Source organism: Fictibacillus nanhaiensis (assembly GCF_036213205.1).
In the GTDB taxonomy this organism is placed as follows: domain Bacteria; phylum Bacillota; class Bacilli; order Bacillales; family Fictibacillaceae; genus Fictibacillus; species Fictibacillus nanhaiensis_E.
The window spans coordinates 641,272-658,215 of record NZ_JARMFC010000001.1 but is presented as its reverse complement, the minus strand read 5'-3'; the positions used below and the strand labels follow the sequence as shown (position 1 = coordinate 658,215).

The 16,944-nt window shown below is 38.2% G+C and carries 9 protein-coding genes; 7 read left to right on the top strand and 2 right to left on the bottom strand.

Annotated features, from left to right (window positions below; all coding sequences use genetic code 11):
- Positions 1–15 precede the first annotated feature (15 nt).
- The 4 genes from P4V41_RS03200 (at position 16) to P4V41_RS03185 (ending at position 6,323) form a co-directional block, all read left to right on the top strand.
- Entirely contained in the window at positions 16–1,974 is a 1,959-nt protein-coding gene (locus tag P4V41_RS03200) for an LTA synthase family protein (protein ID WP_328083382.1), read from the top strand.
- 202 nt (positions 1,975–2,176) lie between these two features.
- Positions 2,177–2,470 carry a hypothetical protein gene (locus P4V41_RS03195; protein ID WP_328083381.1) on the top strand — a complete coding sequence of 98 codons (294 nt, stop codon included), beginning with the start codon at positions 2,177–2,179 and terminating at the stop codon, positions 2,468–2,470.
- A gap of 248 nt (positions 2,471–2,718) precedes the next feature.
- Entirely contained in the window at positions 2,719–4,164 is a 1,446-nt protein-coding gene (locus P4V41_RS03190; RefSeq protein ID WP_328083380.1) for an N-acetylmuramoyl-L-alanine amidase, read from the top strand.
- Between the two features lie 200 nt (positions 4,165–4,364).
- Complete coding sequence (locus P4V41_RS03185; protein ID WP_328083379.1) at positions 4,365–6,323, top strand: S8 family serine peptidase; 1,959 nt, start codon at positions 4,365–4,367, stop codon at positions 6,321–6,323.
- Between the two features lie 93 nt (positions 6,324–6,416).
- On the opposite strand, the gene P4V41_RS03180 is transcribed toward P4V41_RS03185, so the two are convergent.
- Positions 6,417–7,436 carry an S-layer homology domain-containing protein gene (locus tag P4V41_RS03180; RefSeq protein ID WP_328083378.1) on the bottom strand — a complete coding sequence of 340 codons (1,020 nt, stop codon included), beginning with the start codon at positions 7,434–7,436 and terminating at the stop codon, positions 6,417–6,419.
- Between the two features lie 556 nt (positions 7,437–7,992).
- On the opposite strand from P4V41_RS03180, the gene P4V41_RS03175 reads away from it, so the two are divergent.
- From P4V41_RS03175 to P4V41_RS03165, 3 genes are all read left to right on the top strand, one after another.
- Positions 7,993–10,671 (top strand): S-layer homology domain-containing protein, encoded by a 2,679-nt coding sequence (locus P4V41_RS03175; protein WP_328083377.1) that lies wholly within the window; start codon positions 7,993–7,995, stop codon positions 10,669–10,671.
- A gap of 107 nt (positions 10,672–10,778) precedes the next feature.
- Complete coding sequence (locus P4V41_RS03170) at positions 10,779–12,011, top strand: stalk domain-containing protein (protein WP_328083376.1); 1,233 nt, start codon at positions 10,779–10,781, stop codon at positions 12,009–12,011.
- A 132-nt stretch (positions 12,012–12,143) separates the two neighbouring features.
- Positions 12,144–15,632: a S8 family serine peptidase gene (locus P4V41_RS03165; protein WP_328083375.1), complete on the top strand. Its 3,489-nt coding sequence runs from the start codon at positions 12,144–12,146 to the stop codon at positions 15,630–15,632.
- Here the strand turns inward: P4V41_RS03165 and P4V41_RS03160 are convergent.
- On the bottom strand, positions 15,629–16,651 hold the full coding sequence (locus tag P4V41_RS03160) for a nuclease-related domain-containing protein (RefSeq protein WP_328083374.1): 1,023 nt from the start codon (positions 16,649–16,651) through the stop codon (positions 15,629–15,631). The two genes, P4V41_RS03165 and P4V41_RS03160, sit on opposite strands and share 4 nt — an antisense overlap.
- Positions 16,652–16,944: the final 293 nt, after the last annotated feature.

The following is a 16,944-nucleotide window of genomic DNA, read 5'->3' as shown; positions in this document are numbered from 1 at the left end:
ATAAAGGTGGCTAAGATGAAAAAGCAAATAAAGTCGTTAAGCATATCTCTTCTCATTTATAGTATGTTTGTTATCCTCATCGGCTGGAAGTTAACATGGTTTTCTAATCAGTCTGATACCCTATTCTCACAGTATGGAATCATTGAAATGTTTAAACGATTGTTTAACTTCTTTGTGAATGATGCTTCTTTCTCACCACTAAGAGAAGGGATTCTGCTCGTTTCATTCGGAGCGATCATATTAGTTTCATTCTGGACAATTTTTTTGAAACTTAGAAAGCAATTGATTGCCCTCATCGTTGTAGATTTTATACTTTCATTCATAATCCTAGCAGATGCGATTTATTTCAGATATTTCGAGGACTTGATCTCGAGCGCAGTATTATTACAAATAAAACAGATGAGCTCACTCGGCAGTTCGGTTGGTGATCTTTTTACTTGGAAAGATTTCTTATTGTTCGGTGATGTTCTGATTTTCATAGTACTCTTGGTAGTACTTTATAAAAAAATTCCACATAACAAAAATGCAAACCCTGCTCTTCGTCTTGCAACAGGTTTAGTTGCTGGAGCTGCTGGAGCGTGGCTATTCTTCTATCCGCTTCATGATTTTGTTGAAAAGGGTGGAGCGTACCTTTTTGATAAGACATTATCGAGCATGAGAGTATATGAAGTAACAGGTTTGTTCGGCTTTCATGGATTTGATACGTATAAGTACTTAGATGAGTATGTATTAAATAAGAAGGAAGTTAGTGCGAAAGATCGAAAAGACGCTCAAGCTTGGTTCCAGGATAAAAATGAAGAACCTCCCGTTCAAACGGCTTATGAAGGAAAAGCAGCTGGGAAGAATTTAATTATGGTTCAGCTTGAAGCTTACCAAAGTTATGTCATCGATAAAAAAGTAAACGGACAAGAAATCACACCAAACTTAAATAAGCTAAAAAAAGAATCGCTCTATTTTAGTGATATACATCATCAAACAGCGAGTGGACGCACATCGGATGCGGAGTTTTCAGCGAATACATCTTTCTATCCGCTTGCAACAGGATCAGCTTATGTAAGGTTTCCTCGTAACGAGTATGATTCACTTCCTCTCATTATGAAAGAGAGTGGATATGATACAGCAGCCTTTCATGCATATAAACCTGGGTTTTGGAATCGTTACATTGTTTATCCAAACCTTGGATTTAATGAGTTTCATAGTATTGAAGACTTTAAAAAAGGTGAGCAGGTCGGTTGGTCTTTAGGAGATGAGTCTTTCTTCACGCAATCCGTTGATATCATGAAGAAAGGTAAGGATCCGTTTTATTCGTTCTTAATCGCTTTAACTTCACATTATCCCTACACGATGCCAGCTCAGTATCAAAACTTGGATATTGATGATGTAGGTGATGTTAACCTTCGAAACTATCTTCAGTCTGTTCATTATGTGGATCAGGCAGTTGGAACGTTTATTGAAAAACTTAAAAAAGAAGGACTATGGGAAAACTCGGTCGTTGTCTTTTATGGTGATCATGATAGCGGATATATGCAGGCGAATACAGGGTCTACCTTATTTGCTAACACAAAAGCAGATAAACTTGGAGAGCTAGAAGTGAAAGATGGTATTCCTTTGTTGATGCATGTGCCAGGTGTTGATGGAAAGGAAATAAATAAAGCTGGCGGGCAAGTAGATATTATGCCAACGTTGCTGCATCTATTTGGAATGAATAAAGAGAATTACCATCACATGGGACAAAACTTGTTAGATGATAAAGAAGGCTCTGTTGTGTTTCGATACGGTTCAGTGAAAACGGATAAATACTATTACAAAGCTGCTTATGATCTAAAGTTAGAAAACGGAACGTGTTATGATATTGAGAAAAGAGAGTCTGTTTCTGCGGAAACGTGTAAGCCTCTTTATGATAAAAGCATTGAGCACCTTGGTATTTCAGATGATGTGATATTTGGAAATCTCGTTGAACTTTGGCGCAATTAGTGTGATAAGTAATAAAGCTTTGGACCTTTGGTTCAGAGCTTTTTTTCTTGTGCACACTCATTTTGAAAAACATAGTAAACGTTTAAAAAGATAGGCCGATATAAGACATGTGAAAAATTAACACAAAAATCAATTATTGTGAGATAATTCTAATAATGTAATAAATTATTTTACTTTATTCGTAATAAGGGTGGTTGCTTAAATGGACAAAATCGGAATCAAGTTTACTTATTATCGTATGGGAACATCTATTTCAAGAATGACAGCTTTTGAGAACATGGAAGATGTTGTGAACCGGGGGTTAGAAAATGTGGCTGAAGAGTGTATTAAAGAAGTAGTAGAGGCTCTAGGACTTGATCTTAACCAACTATCATACCCGTATCCAGCTTCGAGATTTTGCTTTTTTACAGAGCTAAGTTTTGATTCTGGATTAGAAGTAACTACTGAAAGCAAACGTATTACAGTTGTAAATGATACAGTGGCCGTTAGCGTTTAAAAAATACAAATAGGTTGATCTAAAAAGGGCAGATTTCTGTCCTTTTATTTTTTTAGCTAAAATCAGACAAATTATGACCGATATTAATTTTGATATAGGAAATAGTTTCCTCCAAAATATTACATCCTTACTAATGGTTCTACTTATTTCTACAAAGAAAATGATCTATTTTAGTACAAACTAAGTATATACCCTTTTGGAAGGAACTGTTAAACTATAAATAAATTACAATATTAGGAGGAATTTGGATGATTGGCAAGAAGAATGTCGTCGCATGGCTAATGATGCTGATGACTGTACTTTGCTTCTCATCACCTGCGTCAGTTTCTGCTGCGTCTTTTCCTGATGTGTCAAAAAGTCATCGCGCATACGATGAAGTTATGTATTTGGCCAACAAGAAAATTCTTAGTGGTTACACGGATGGTACGTTCAAGCCTGGTAGTTATGTAACACGTTCAGAAGCGGCTTCTATGATCGGACGTGCTCTTCAGTTAAAGGGAGGGTACAGACAAACGGAATATCGTGATGTTCCAAAAGGTCACTATGCTTCAGGTTACATTCAGGATATGAGCAGTGATAACATTCTGTCGGGTTATGGGAATGGTTACTTTGGTGTAAGTGATAAACTTACCCGTGAACAGATGGCTTCGATTTTATCGAGAGCTTGGTCTTTCAAGGAAACAAGCAATCTATCCTTTACTGATGTACCAAAAAGTTCGCCTACATATGTTCCAATCAACAAACTAGCAACAGCCGGTATAGTTGGAGGGTATCCGAACGGAAAATTTGGTCCAAAAGATTACATCATGCGTGCTGACTTTGCGCTTATGCTTGCTAGAGTACTAAATCCAGAGTTTAGAAGTAAGCCAGCAGAGCCAAAGCCTGAACCGCCACCGCCATTACCGCCAACATCAACACCGATCGCTCAGGCACAAGTGACCGCTGATTTCTTAAATGTAAGAACTGGCCCTGATGCTAACAATTCTGCAATCGGTATGCTAAGATACGGCACAACGGTGGATGTGTATACGAAACTATCAAATGGATGGGCATATATTAAAAGCTCGTCACTGACAGGCTACGTACATGGAGGGTATCTAAAGTATGGGTTTTCAGATACTTCTAATCCTTCTAATCCTTTAAGCGGTAAAATTATTGTTGTCGATGCTGGGCACGGAGATCATGATCCAGGTGCTAGCGGTTATGGGATGAAGGAGAAAGACCTTACATTAATTGTATCAAAACATCTACGAGATTATTTAGAGGATGCAGGTGCAACTGTTGTAATGACACGTGAGACCGATATCTTTCACGAGTTAGAAGAAAGAGTATCGATTGCAAAGAAAGCTAAAGGAGATGTATTTGTTTCTGTACATATAAACTCCTTTAACGGAAAAGCTCATGGTACAGAAACGTATTACAGTTCTGATAATGCTATGAGTGAAGAGAACAAAAAGTTAGCAACATTTATACAAAAACGTATGATGAGTTCTGATTTAGACATGGAAGACCGTGGTGTAAAAAAGGGACCTTTCTATGTTATTAAATATCAAAAGAATATGCCAAGTACGTTAGTTGAATTAGGGTTTATTGATCATAAAGATGATGCGCTTAGACTTGCATCTGATACGTGGCGTAAAAAAGCAGCAAACGCCATTCATCTTGGAATTAAAGACTACTTTAGCAATAAATAAATTTTACTTTAGAAGTCCATATGGAAAGGAAGCGTAGCATCCTTTCCATATGGACTTCTTTTATATTTATCTGCCATCTTCGACAAAACTTCTTATTTCCTGCTATTGATTTACTAGTCAAAAAAACCGATAGTTAAGAAAGGGGTCTGACCCCAAACAATTTCTAATTTTCCACCATTTACTTCTATAGGGGGATTCATATGCTCAATATCAAATCGAAAATAGGGGCTGTTTTCATTTCTGCTTCTCTAATCGCACCAATCGTTGCATTACCAACGCAAACCCAAGCAGCTACAGATACAGAAACTGCTGCAACTGAAACGAAAACTGCAAAACACGCATACATCGTAGTGTTTAAAAACAGCATCGATGAAGAGTTACTACAATCTCACGGTACCTCTATCAAAGCAAAGCTAGAGAGCATTTCTGCAGTTTCCACAATCCTTACCGAAGAAGCTGCATATAAACTTTCGCAATCTCCTAACGTTCGCTTCGTCGAGCAAGACAAAACAGTACAGACAGAAGAACAATACATAAATCCATATCTATCAAAACTCAACTTTCCACCTATATCAGATCACAACACTTCTTACTATAGTGGAAAGGGCGTAAAAGTAGGGATTCTTGATACGGGCATTGACACTAAACATGAAGATTTAAAGATAGCGGGTGGTGCGTCTTTCATACCTGGCGCCCCAACTTATCATGATGATAACGGACATGGCACACACGTTGCAGGTATTATAGCTGCACAAGATAATGATTTTGGCATAAGGGGTCTTTCACCACAAGTGGAACTTTACGCGATTAAGGTTTTAGACAAAAATGGAGTCGGTCTTCATTCACAGATCATAGATGGAATTGAATGGGCGGTGCAACAAAAACTAAACATTATTAACCTAAGTCTATCGAGCGAAGAAGGATCAAAAGCTTTAAGACTTGCGGTGGATGAAGCTCATAAGAAAGGCCTTCATATTGTTGCAGCATCTGGTAACCACACGGATACAACGTTTAGCGAAGATCAGGCCGTGATGTACCCAGCAAAATATGAAAGTGTTGTAGCGGTTGGAGCAGTTGATCAATATGACAAACATCCAAAATTTTCAGGCTCGGGTCCTGAACTTGAAGTTGTAGCACCAGGTGTGAACATTTATAGTACATTCGTTCAAAATAGTTATGAATTCCAAACGGGAACTTCAATGGCAACACCTTATGTGACAGCCATTTACTCCCTATATAAAGAAGCATATCCTAACCTAACTGCACAAGAACTACGCACAAAAATTAATATACAAACAAGAGATCTTGGAGCGCCTGGACGTGATGTGAATTATGGGTATGGATTGATTCAAGCGCCAAAGCGCGTTCAACAACCAGCAGCACCAAAGAATCTAACTTATAAAATCCTAACAAACGGAAAAGTCCAGTTGAATTGGTCAGCAAACTCTACAAATGAAGAGATCAAGGGTTATAACATCTACAGAAACGGTGTTAAAATCTCATCCTTAGTTTCACAGCTTCAATTCAGCGAGTCTATCAAACCAGGATTCTATAATTATGAAGTTACTTCAGTAAATGATGGGGGATTAGAATCTAGTAAGGCAGCTATTGAAACAAAAGTTTACGGTTTGTTTCCTGACTTCAAACCTTCAGATTGGTACGCAAAATATGTGTATGATTTGAATGCTAATCACATCCTATCTGGTTATCCGGACGGCAAGTTTTATCCGCTAAAACCAATAACACGCGGAGAAGCTGTATCTATGATTGGACGTGCACTGAAATTAGATGGAACGCCACGAGCCACTCGTTATCCTGACGTGAAAAGCAGCTATTTTGCTTCTGGTTATGTAGCAACGATGTCTGAAAAAGGTTTAGCAACTGGTTTTTCAGACGGCACGTTCAAACCAACTCAAATCATTTCGCGCGGTGAAGTCATCGCTCTACTAGATCGAGCTTACACATTAAAAGAAACAACAGGTTCGGCAAAATCTTTCAAAGACATCAACTCAGACTTTTATGCATATAACGCTGTACAACGATTTTCTGCTGCATCTATAGCAAATGGCTACAACGATGGCACATTCAAACCAAACCATCCCGTTACGCGATCCGAAATGGCAGTGTTTCTTGCAAGAACAATAGAAGAAAGTAACTAAAGAAAGCTGTTCTCCAACTAACGGAGAGCAGTTTTTCAAATATTATGTAAAAAAATAGAAGCCACCTGAAACTTTTTTTCAGGTGGCTTCGTCTTATTTAACGGGTACGGTAGTTATTGCTCTGTATAGGAATGCGGAGAACTCTGCGCGTGATGTTTTGTTTAATGGTTTGAATGTGTTGTCCGTATAACCTGACACTAAGTTGTTAGCATTCAATTGTTGAATCGCATTGTATGCCCAGTAACCTTCTTTTACATCCGTAAACGATGAGTTTACTTCTTTATCTTTTAAAGCGAATGTCTTTGTGATTAAAGCTGCGATTTCTTCACGAGTCATTTCTTTGTTCGGTTTGAATGAACCGTCTGGATAACCAGAGATAATTCCAGCTTCTTTTACTGCGTTGATCGATCCAACTGCCCAGTGTGAAGTCTTTACATCACGGAAGTGGCTCATTTTTGTTGAAGCATCAATATTAAGTGCGTTTGCAACCATCGCTGCTGCTTCTGCACGCGTTACCGATTGAGTTGGTTTGAATTGGCTGTATTGATATCCGCTCATGACATTCTTTTTACTTAAATTCGTAATAGGCGTGTAAGCCCAGTATGTATTCGGTACATCATGATATTGTCCTTTTGGAAGAACAGCAAGTGATGCAATCTTATCTTCTTCTAAGTAACGACGTGCTCCAAGATATCGAGAACCCCAGTAATAAGGATCACTTACAGAAGAAATCATAACTCCTTTTGATGAAGAAGCATGAATGAAGTTACCGTCTCCTACATATATACCTGAGTGGGATGCGCCAGAGCTTGTTGTGGCAAAAAAAACTAAGTCGCCTTGCTCTAGATCCGCTTTCTTAACGGAAGTTCCACCTTTATATTGCTCAGCTGCTGTTCGAGCAAGTTTAACATCGAATTGCTTAAATACATATGAGTTGAAACCAGAACAATCAAATCCGGTTGAGGGTGAAGTTCCACCCCAAGCGTACTTTATACCTATGTATTTTTTTGCGGTTGCGATTAAGTTCTCTTTTTCGCTTGCTTTTGCTTGTCCAGGTAAAAGAGTAAGTACTAATAGAAGAGATACGATCCATGTGCCTAACTTCTTAACCATAAAACACTACCTTTCCCCAATATGTGAGCTTATAAACTAGTATTTAGTGAATTTTCTATTATTTTCTACAAAAGTTAGCTTATCACATAATAGGACTTTAGTAGTTTACAGTTATGTAACAATTGTAACAGCTTTGTTTTATATTTTTCTGGAATAACAAGAAAATATTTCAATATATTTATTTCCGTTTTTTACTAAACATTACTAAAAATGTGTCGATATAGGTTACTGTAAGGGCAAACAACATCAAATTTCGACCATTTAATACAATTATTGCTATTTTATAGAATTTATTTGAAAGAAATATATTGCATAAAATGAAATATATTGTAAAATAATCGTAACAAGGTAAAACTTGCCACTTGTGAGGAAAGATGGGAATACAATAATATTTTGGAACTATTGGATATTTATGTTGACATACCTTATCCCCACAAATATACTATTTATTGTTATAGTTTGTATAATTTGGTATTTACTGATCTGTGGGCCCTGGGACTCATAGCTTAGTTAAATCATATATTAATAGTTACATATTAAGGGAGGAAATAACGACATGGCGTCTAAGTCTTATCGTAAATTTATGGCAACTGGTCTGACAGCAGCAGTAGTTGCTTCAGCAGTTGCTCCAGTAGCTAGCGCAGCTACTTTCACTGATGTACCAGCAGGAGCTTGGTACAAAGGAGCAGTAGATTATGTTTCTGGAAAGGGTTATATGACTGGAACAAGTGGAACTACATTTGCTCCTGAAAAAACTATGACTCGTGCAGAAGCAGCTACGCTTTTTGCTAACAAATTAGAACTTTATAAAGATGGTCAACAAGCTGGATACACTGATGTTAAACCAGGTGTTTGGTACCATAACGCAGTTGCTGCAGTTAAAGACGGAAAAATCATGGGAAGCACTGGAGACAACATGTTCTCTCCAGACCGCAAACTTACTCGTGGTGAAGTATCAGCTCTAATCGTTCGTGCTTACGATCTTCAAGGGTCTGGAAAAGCTACTTCTTTCACTGACATTGACAAGAGCATCTTCAAAAACGATATCGCAACTCTAGTTGAGTGGGGAATTGCTGACGGTAAAACAGCTACTACTTTCGCTCCAACTGATGTAGTATCTCGTGCTGAGATGGCTGCTTTCATCCAAAAAGCTGACGAAGCTTGGGCAAAAGCAAACGCTATTCCTGAAATTAAAGCTGTAAGTGCTGTTGATGGAGATACAGTTACAGTTGAATTCAACGCTCCAATTGCAGACGTTGATCACACTAACTTTGCTGTTTCTGGTGGAGTTACTGTAACTAAAGCTACTCTTTCTGCAGACAAAAAGTCAGTAACACTTCAATTAAACAAAGGTTTAACTTCTGGTGCTAAGTACACTGTTACTGCAACAGGCGTTAAGAATGCTATGAGCGGTAAAGCTGCTGCTGAATTAAAAGCAGAGCTAGTTTACACTTATGACTATGGAATTACAGTTAACCTTTCTAAGACTTCTTTAGGACTTGGTGAAACTTCTAAAGTAGTTCTTAAAGATAAATCAGGTAAAGTCGTTACTCCAGATAGCATTACTTATGTTATTAACAATACTAATGTTGTAACAGGATCTGGTGATACTTTAACAGCTTCATCTGTTAATGAAGGAACTGCTTCAGTAACAGTTAAAGCTACACTTTCTGATGACACAGTTGTAACAAACACTTTCAATGTAGTAGTTGAAGAAGTTGTTCCAGTTGTAGAAAATAAAGGTTTCACTTTAGTTTCAACTTCTGGTACTGCACCTGCTAACACTGCTGTATTCAATGTATCTAAACAAGATACTAACTTGTACAACAATGGTGAAGTAGCTGAGGTTGCTTTGTTTAATACAACAAACGGCGATCCAGATGCAGCTCACGTTAACTTCACTGGTGCTACAGTTAAATCTTTAAATCCTACAGTTGCAACTGGTGCTGTTTCAGGAAGCGACCTAGTTCTTACTGCTAACAACAACAAGCAAGTTGGAAATGCTTCTTTCGAAATCACTTTTGCTGATAAGACAAAAAAGACAATTACTGTTGAAGTAATTGCTGCACCAGCATTTAAAGAAATCGATTTAAGTGCTACATCTGTACAACTTTCTGATGAGTCAAAAGGAACTACAGCTGCTGGCGTAAATACTACTACAGTATCTGTTTATTCAGTTGACCAATACGGAAAAGCTATTGCTCGTCCTGCTGCTTCTAAAGTAACTATCTCTACAAATGAAGAAGGAATTACTTTAGGTGCTTACAACAGCACAAACAACACATTTACTATTACTTCTAAACAAGGTAAGGTTGTTCCAACTGCTACAGTTCGCGTTAACTATTTTGCTAAATCTACAGATACAACTCCGGCAATGACTAAGAATGTTACTGTAAGTGTTGTTAATGTAGATGCTACTAAGGCTCCTGCATCAATCGATGTAGTTCCAACTTATAGCTCTATTGATGCTGCTGGAGTATTCAACTACGAAACTGATCTTTCAACAGTTTATGAGTTAGATGCTAACGGTAACCGCATTGGTAAAGCAACTCCAAGTATCGCGGCTCTTGGTACTTCTCTTGATAGCTGGTTAGATCTTACTGGTCCTGTACTTGGTTTTGATGCTTCATCTCTATACACAATGAGTGAGGGTGGAAAAGCAGATCTTAAAGTTACTGCTTCTGGAATCACAGTAACTGAAACAATCGACTTTACAAACTCATGGTTAGTTCCACACAAAGCTATGGTTGATACAAAACCTGTATCTATTAAGCTTGCAACTGGAGACACTAGCATCTCTCTTGAAGAAATTTTATTTGGAAAAGTTGATGCTACTCAATTATTAAAAGATACAAATAGTGGCCCTGAATTCTTCTTTGGAGTTAAGAAAGCTGCTTCAAATGGTGGATATAAATATAACAAACCTCTAGTTTCAATTACTGATGTAAAATCAGGAGCTGTTTCTACTGGAGTTAACGTTTATGGTGCACCGACTTCACTTGCAACTGGTAACCTTTGGGATCTTAACGGAACATATGGTAAGTTCTCTTATGAAGCTACTGTAGTAAACTCTTCAGATGTAACTGTTTCTGGTGAAACTGTAACTCATGCATCTGGTAAAGATGGCGGAACATTTACAATCGTTCTTAAGTCAGTAAAAGTTTCTGGTGACACTCACACTGATGCTAACCTATTAGCTGCTCCAGTAAGTGTTGATGTAACTCTTACTAAGTAATTAATAATAGTTACACATTAAAAAGACTAAGGCCATTAGGCTTTAGTCTTTTTTTCTGTAAATAATTGTTATTTCTCAAAAAATGTAATTTGCAGGAGGAGTTACAATTGAAGTTTCACAAAAATAAAGCTTCACTAGCAAAAGCCATCCAAACTCTTTTAATACTTATCATGACAATCAGCCTCTGGCTATACCCACCAGGCTCAGCAACAGCAGATGACATTCAAGTCTACATCGATCAAACCAAAATTATATACGATGTTCCACCACATGTTAAAGATTCACGAACACTCGTACCAATCCGAAAAACATTCGAAAACTTAGATGCTACCGTTAAATGGGACGCAAAAGATAATAGCATAACAATCCTGAAAGAACACACAACACTAAAGCTGACATTAAATAAGAAAACCGTTTGGAAGAACGGTAAATCTACTACAATAGATGTTCCTGTTATTGCAAAAGATAACCGCACGTTTGTACCTATTCGTTTTATTGCAGACTCACTCGGCTATATAGTGAAATGGAACAACTCGACTCGTTCCGTTCTCATAAGTTCAGCTGAGTCTACGGATCTACCTCAAGAACAGATTCCGGTTACGGTTTTGATGTACCATCATTTCCAAGAAGGTCTTTCAACTAACGCTACTGTAGAACCTCATCTTTTTAAAGATCAGCTACTCGCATTAAAAGAACAGGGTTATACAACGATAAACGATCACGACTTGCTTGCGTTTATGGAAGGAAAGAAAGAACTTCCGCAAAAGCCACTTCTCATCACGATGGATGATGGGTATGTAAGTAACTACGAGATTGCGTATCCTATTTTAAAAGAATTAGATATGAAAGCTACTGTATATATAATAGGAAGTCGGATAGAAGATGGGCAAGAGTACGAGTTTCCTAGAATGACCTGGGCACAAGCGAAGGAAATGTATGAATCTGGTGTTTTTGAAATACAGTCTCATACGTATAACATGCATCATAAAGGAAAAACTGCAACTTATGACCGAGGGGCAATTACCACACCTATAAAGATAGACGGTAAACTTGAAACACAGCAAGCCTACGAAAAGAGAGTATTAGACGACTTACTTCTAAATGAAAAAACTATAGAGGAAAAAGTCGGCAATAATGTTATCTCGTTCGCCTATCCGTTTGGTGACCATAGCGATAGTGCCGAAAAGTTGCTTAAAAAAGCTGGGATTAAGATGACGTTTACGATTAAGCCAGGCATGAATTATAAACAAAAAGGTCCTTTTAAATTAAATCGAATTAATGTGCCAGGTGGTATGACTGGAAAAACATTAATAAAGGAATTAGAAAAATACCAAAAATAAGACTGGTTTTCGAGACGTGGTTGATAATCTCCATATCTCGATTTTTTTTATTCAAAAATTTGTAAGATAGTTTCATAGGCTGATATAATAGAAAAAGATATACCAAATATTTCTATAAAAGGGGTTAAGTGTATGGGTAATTGGCACAAGAAACTAGCTTCACTCACTCTGACAGCTAGTTTAGTTGGAACGGGCTTAACGACAGTCTCAGCAAAATCAGACGAGGTCAAGGTAAGCTCGATTCCGGTATCTTCTTTATTTGAACCAGGTAATACCGTAAAAGAAAACTTATTTGGTCCTACTAAACAAAAGCAAAAACAGATGAGTGATTCTGTGCTGATTGTGAAGTATGTCAAACCATTAACTGCTTCTGACCACAAAAAGGCAGGAGCATCCCTACAACGACGAATTACTTCTCTAGGTTATGATGTAGTAAAGATTGATAAAGGTAAAAAGCTAGATGCGGTTATGCAGAACTATAGCAAACTAAATTCTGTTACTTATGTTTCACCAAGTGCGCTTTTTACTAGACAAGGAACACCTGATCCAAAGACAGCTGAACAATATCATCTGTCCCTATTAAATGTAGGAAAAGCTCAAACGATGAGCGGTAAGAACAAAGTACGTGTAGCTGTAATTGATACAGGTATTGATAAAAATCATCCTGAATTGAAAAACAAGTTACTTCCATCGTATAACGCGGTAAATCCGATGAATCAAGGTTCTCCTGATTCACATGGAACGCATGTTGCGGGTATCATTGCGGGTGAAAAAGGAAACGGTATCGGCGGATACGGAATTAACCCGAACGTGGAGATTTTACCGATCGATGTGTTTGATCGAGGCATGGGCGCTTCTGATTATGTAATTGCTGAAGCTATTCTTTATGCGGTTGAGAAGAAGGCGAAAGTGATCAACATGAGCTTAGGTGGCTACTCTAATTCTCCACTTATTGCTGAAGCTGTAAAAAAAGCGTTAGCTGCAAACGTAACCGTAGTCGCAGCTGCAGGTAATGAAGCGATCGATATGCCATCTTATCCAGCTGCGTTAGAGGGTGTTATCTCTGTTGGTTCAACAAATAAGTTGAACGAACTCTCTTATTACTCGAACTACGGTCCTTCCGTGGATGTTGTTGCACCAGGTGAAGATGTATATGCACCGCTTTATCATTACGAGAAAAAGTCATCGTTTATGAAGATGAGCGGAACATCGATGTCATCTCCAGTGGTGGCTGGTGTTGCTTCACTTTTATTATCGAAGAACCCTAACCTTACACCAAAACAGATTGAGTACATTTTAGAACATACAACGAAAGATCTCGGAGCAAAAGGGTACGACACGAAGTTTGCTAACGGGCTTGTTGATCCGGTTAAAGCCCTTTCGTTCAATACTTCTAAAATTCCACCTTCTGTTAACGTAAAACGTGATAAAGCGAGCTTACTAAAAGCTGCGAAGAAAATAGACCTTACGAAAAAGTTAGTAGAAAAAGGAGCGATTAAGCTTCCGTATGAAGAGAAGTTTGTTCAAGTTCCTGTAAAAGCAGGTCAGTACATTCAAACAACTCTTGTAGGATCATCAGATTATGACTATAAGATGACTTACTATTTAATAGGTAAGGATGCGAAACCGAAAGAGCTTCCTATTAACGCAGTAGCTGAAGGAAAAGCAGAAGGACACCTATATAAAGTGTCTGAAGATGGCACGCTTGTAATCGGTGTTTCAGATGCGAACGGAAACTATAATGCAGCCGGCAAATCCTCTTATCAGTTAACTCTAGAAAAATTTGATGGGCTTTTGAAAGATACAAACACGAAAGAGAAGCCAGTACAAATCAAAGCTTTCCCTTACAACAATGAAAAAGAAACCGATCGTACCTTTACGGCAGAGGAAAATGGAGATTCTGATTTCTACTCGTTTAAACTAGCAGGTGAAGAGCCACAACTTGTTAATGTAGACTTAAGAGGAGTAACAGGAATTGATAGTGCCATTGGCGTCTATATGGTTGAAGAGTTTCCTGAAGAGGAAATGGAAGGTATGCCAGAAGAAGAGATGCCACCAATGGAGCATCTAATGGAAGTAATCAATTTCAAGCCTACGAGCGAAAGTGAAAAGTATACATTTGAAGCGATGCCTGGCATGGAATATATTATTGAAGTGAACAACCACACACCAAGCTACTCGTTCATGATGGGCGAAGTAGGTAATGGGATGAAGGAATGGCCATCTTCACACCTTCCTTATTCTCTAAAAGTGGATGCAAAAGCGATGTCTGAAGACGAAGACGGCCTACCATTGTACGGCCATTATGAGGAAGAGTACATGGAAGGTGATATTTCCATCGAAAGTTTCCTAAAGAAACGTGCACAATACAAACGTAGCTTCCATGAATCTGAGAATGAAGATTGGATGGCTGAACAAGAAGAAATGATGAATCAACTGCGCGAATCTGCATTGGAATATGATGTAGAAACAGGCGCAATGGGTCATCTTCAGTTCAGCGGTGACGAAGATTATTTCAAGTTACAGCTTGATGAGAGCGGAATCGTACAGTTTGACTTCAGTTACTCCGACTCTGTACCGGTAGTTGAAATTCTAAAAATTCACGAGTTCCAAGACGGATATATGGACCTCATTCCGGTCGCATCAAACATTGAGTATGGATTTAGCGATGTGAAGACGAAGTATCAGTTATCTGCAGGGCTGCGAAAAGGGGAAGAATATTTTATCCGCGTGATGGACTTAAACTATCAACCTAGTTTTGACCGTTATGTGATCACGTCAAAGATGAAATTTAAGAATACGGAAGATAAGCACGAGCCAAACAACGATTTTGAGAATAAACCAGTAAAAGATATGGCTGGTGAGAAAATCCGTGCGAACTTCGGTTCAAATGGAGATCTGGATGCTTATTATGTAAAAGCAAAATCAAACAGCATCTATGGTGCGCACTTCCAGCCGTTAGCAACGTCAAAAGAGTTGAAAGCAAAATATCCAAAAGAATTGCTTCAACCAGTTGATGGTATTCTCGTTATTTTAGAAGACACAAACGGTAACAGAAAGCTAGATGAAGAGGAATTCGGAAGCGCACGCGTGACGGATCGAGGATTTGCGAACGATCCTGAACAAGGTTCATTTAAAGCAAAATCAGGAAAAGGCTACTTCATCATTATTGACCAATGGAGCTGGGAATACCCGCCTGCTAACTTGAACGAATACGAGCTAACGGTAAAACCAGTTAACACGAAAGATGAAGATGCAGGATCTGTTGTGAAGAACAATGTACCATCTAAACCGATCGCACTAAAATGGAAATCAACAAATACGTGGGAAAGCACAGGCTATCTCAACGCTGGCGTTTCAAACGGAGATGCAGATTGGTACAAGTTTAATGTGAAGAGTGCAAAAACAGGTAACCTAACATTTGCAAACGCACAGATCGACGGTGTGATCAGTCTGTATGACAGCAAAGGAAAGCTTGTTGCATCCTCTGACACGTATGGTTTAGGAGACGCTGAGTTCTTAAACTTCTCTGTTAAAAAAGGAACGTATCACGTGAAAGTCACAGACATTTTCGGTAACGCCTCATTAACACCGTATACGTTAAAGTTAAAATTGAATTAATGTAGGTTGAAGGCAGCTCTTTTACGAGGGCTGTCTTTTTCTATTGCTTCTATTAATGGTAATAAGCTGTACGATCGCGATTTGGTGGAACCGATATACGGCAAGTGAAGTGATTTTAACAGATGAGTTGTAACACTGGTTGATGGCATATGTAAAAACTTTTTGCATTCACGGTTTGTAATTGTAGGGGATATAAGGAATGCATAATCTATTAGTGCCTCAATATAAGCGGTTTTTGACGTGTGCGAACAATTTGTGCACCGCCAATTTGCTCCTTTATAGTACATGGTGGCAGGAAGTATACATGATGAACATAGTACACCTGTAATAAGTTCGGTTTTGTCTATCTGAAAGAGCTCGCAAACATCAGGATTATAGATATCATGCAATTTAAACAACTGTTTAACTAGTTTCTTTATTGTCCTATTCTCTAAAATGTTGTTTTTGTGCCGTTGCTGAAACTCCATAAATTTAAATTGAAGTTGAGGACTCTTGATTACTTTTTGCATCGCCTCTTTATATGTAGGTGAGAACTCCACAATTGTAGAGGAATTTGCCACTACAACCAATGTCTCAATTGGAATGGCAGGGAATTTATGTTGTTGCATGAGCTGAATGAGATGATACCTTTGCCGGTTTACTTGTAAGACAGGATCTTCAAACGCAACTCTATGACCATCGAATGTCCTGATCATCTGATTCACTTTATCGTCAAAATAAAGATGCCCAGCATGATTTTTAATCTCGATTATTAATAAAAAATGAGGAGTAACCACGAGTAAATCCATCTGAAAGTAATAACCATCATGCAGGATCCTGAGTCCAGGATAGAAAGATACCTCTTCCTTTGGTAAGTATCTGTAATAGTAGGCTAAAGATTGCTCACCGTTATATCCTGAACGATATTTTCGGAGACTTTCAATAATTTGTGATCTTTTTGAATGGCTGGATGGGCATCTTTTTAATAAGTTTTCTAGTTTATTAATGATAATCGGCTGTTCTATCTTTAATTTCCTCATTATCTATCTACCTTTCGTATTTGTAGATGTTGTTGTCCTTAGTTTGGCTGATGTTTCCGTTTGTAGCAAAGAAGGAAAAGCCTAAACTTACCTAGCTGAGACTAGTAATCTCACGAAAATCATTAATAATCTCACGAAAAGTGAACATAATCTCACGAGGTTTTCCTGTAATCTCACGAAAATTTCAATATACTCGCGAGCCGACACCTTTCGACACCACCGCCCCGCCGCCCCGCCCCCAAAACAACCAACAACCACATAATTCCACCAGGGATGATTGCCCTTTTTTATAT

Excerpts from the sequence above, each read along its gene's own strand:
- P4V41_RS03165 (WP_328083375.1), top strand. The coding sequence starts at position 12,144 with ATGGGTAATTGGCACAAGAAACTAGCTTCACTCACTCTGACAGCTAGT.
- P4V41_RS03200 (WP_328083382.1), top strand. The coding sequence starts at position 16 with ATGAAAAAGCAAATAAAGTCGTTAAGCATATCTCTTCTCATTTATAGT.
- P4V41_RS03175 (WP_328083377.1), top strand. The coding sequence starts at position 7,993 with ATGGCGTCTAAGTCTTATCGTAAATTTATGGCAACTGGTCTGACAGCA.
- P4V41_RS03190 (WP_328083380.1), top strand. The coding sequence starts at position 2,719 with ATGATTGGCAAGAAGAATGTCGTCGCATGGCTAATGATGCTGATGACT.
- P4V41_RS03160 (WP_328083374.1), bottom strand. The coding sequence starts at position 16,651 with ATGAGGAAATTAAAGATAGAACAGCCGATTATCATTAATAAACTAGAA.
- P4V41_RS03195 (WP_328083381.1), top strand. The coding sequence starts at position 2,177 with ATGGACAAAATCGGAATCAAGTTTACTTATTATCGTATGGGAACATCT.
- P4V41_RS03180 (WP_328083378.1), bottom strand. The coding sequence starts at position 7,436 with ATGGTTAAGAAGTTAGGCACATGGATCGTATCTCTTCTATTAGTACTT.
- P4V41_RS03185 (WP_328083379.1), top strand. The coding sequence starts at position 4,365 with ATGCTCAATATCAAATCGAAAATAGGGGCTGTTTTCATTTCTGCTTCT.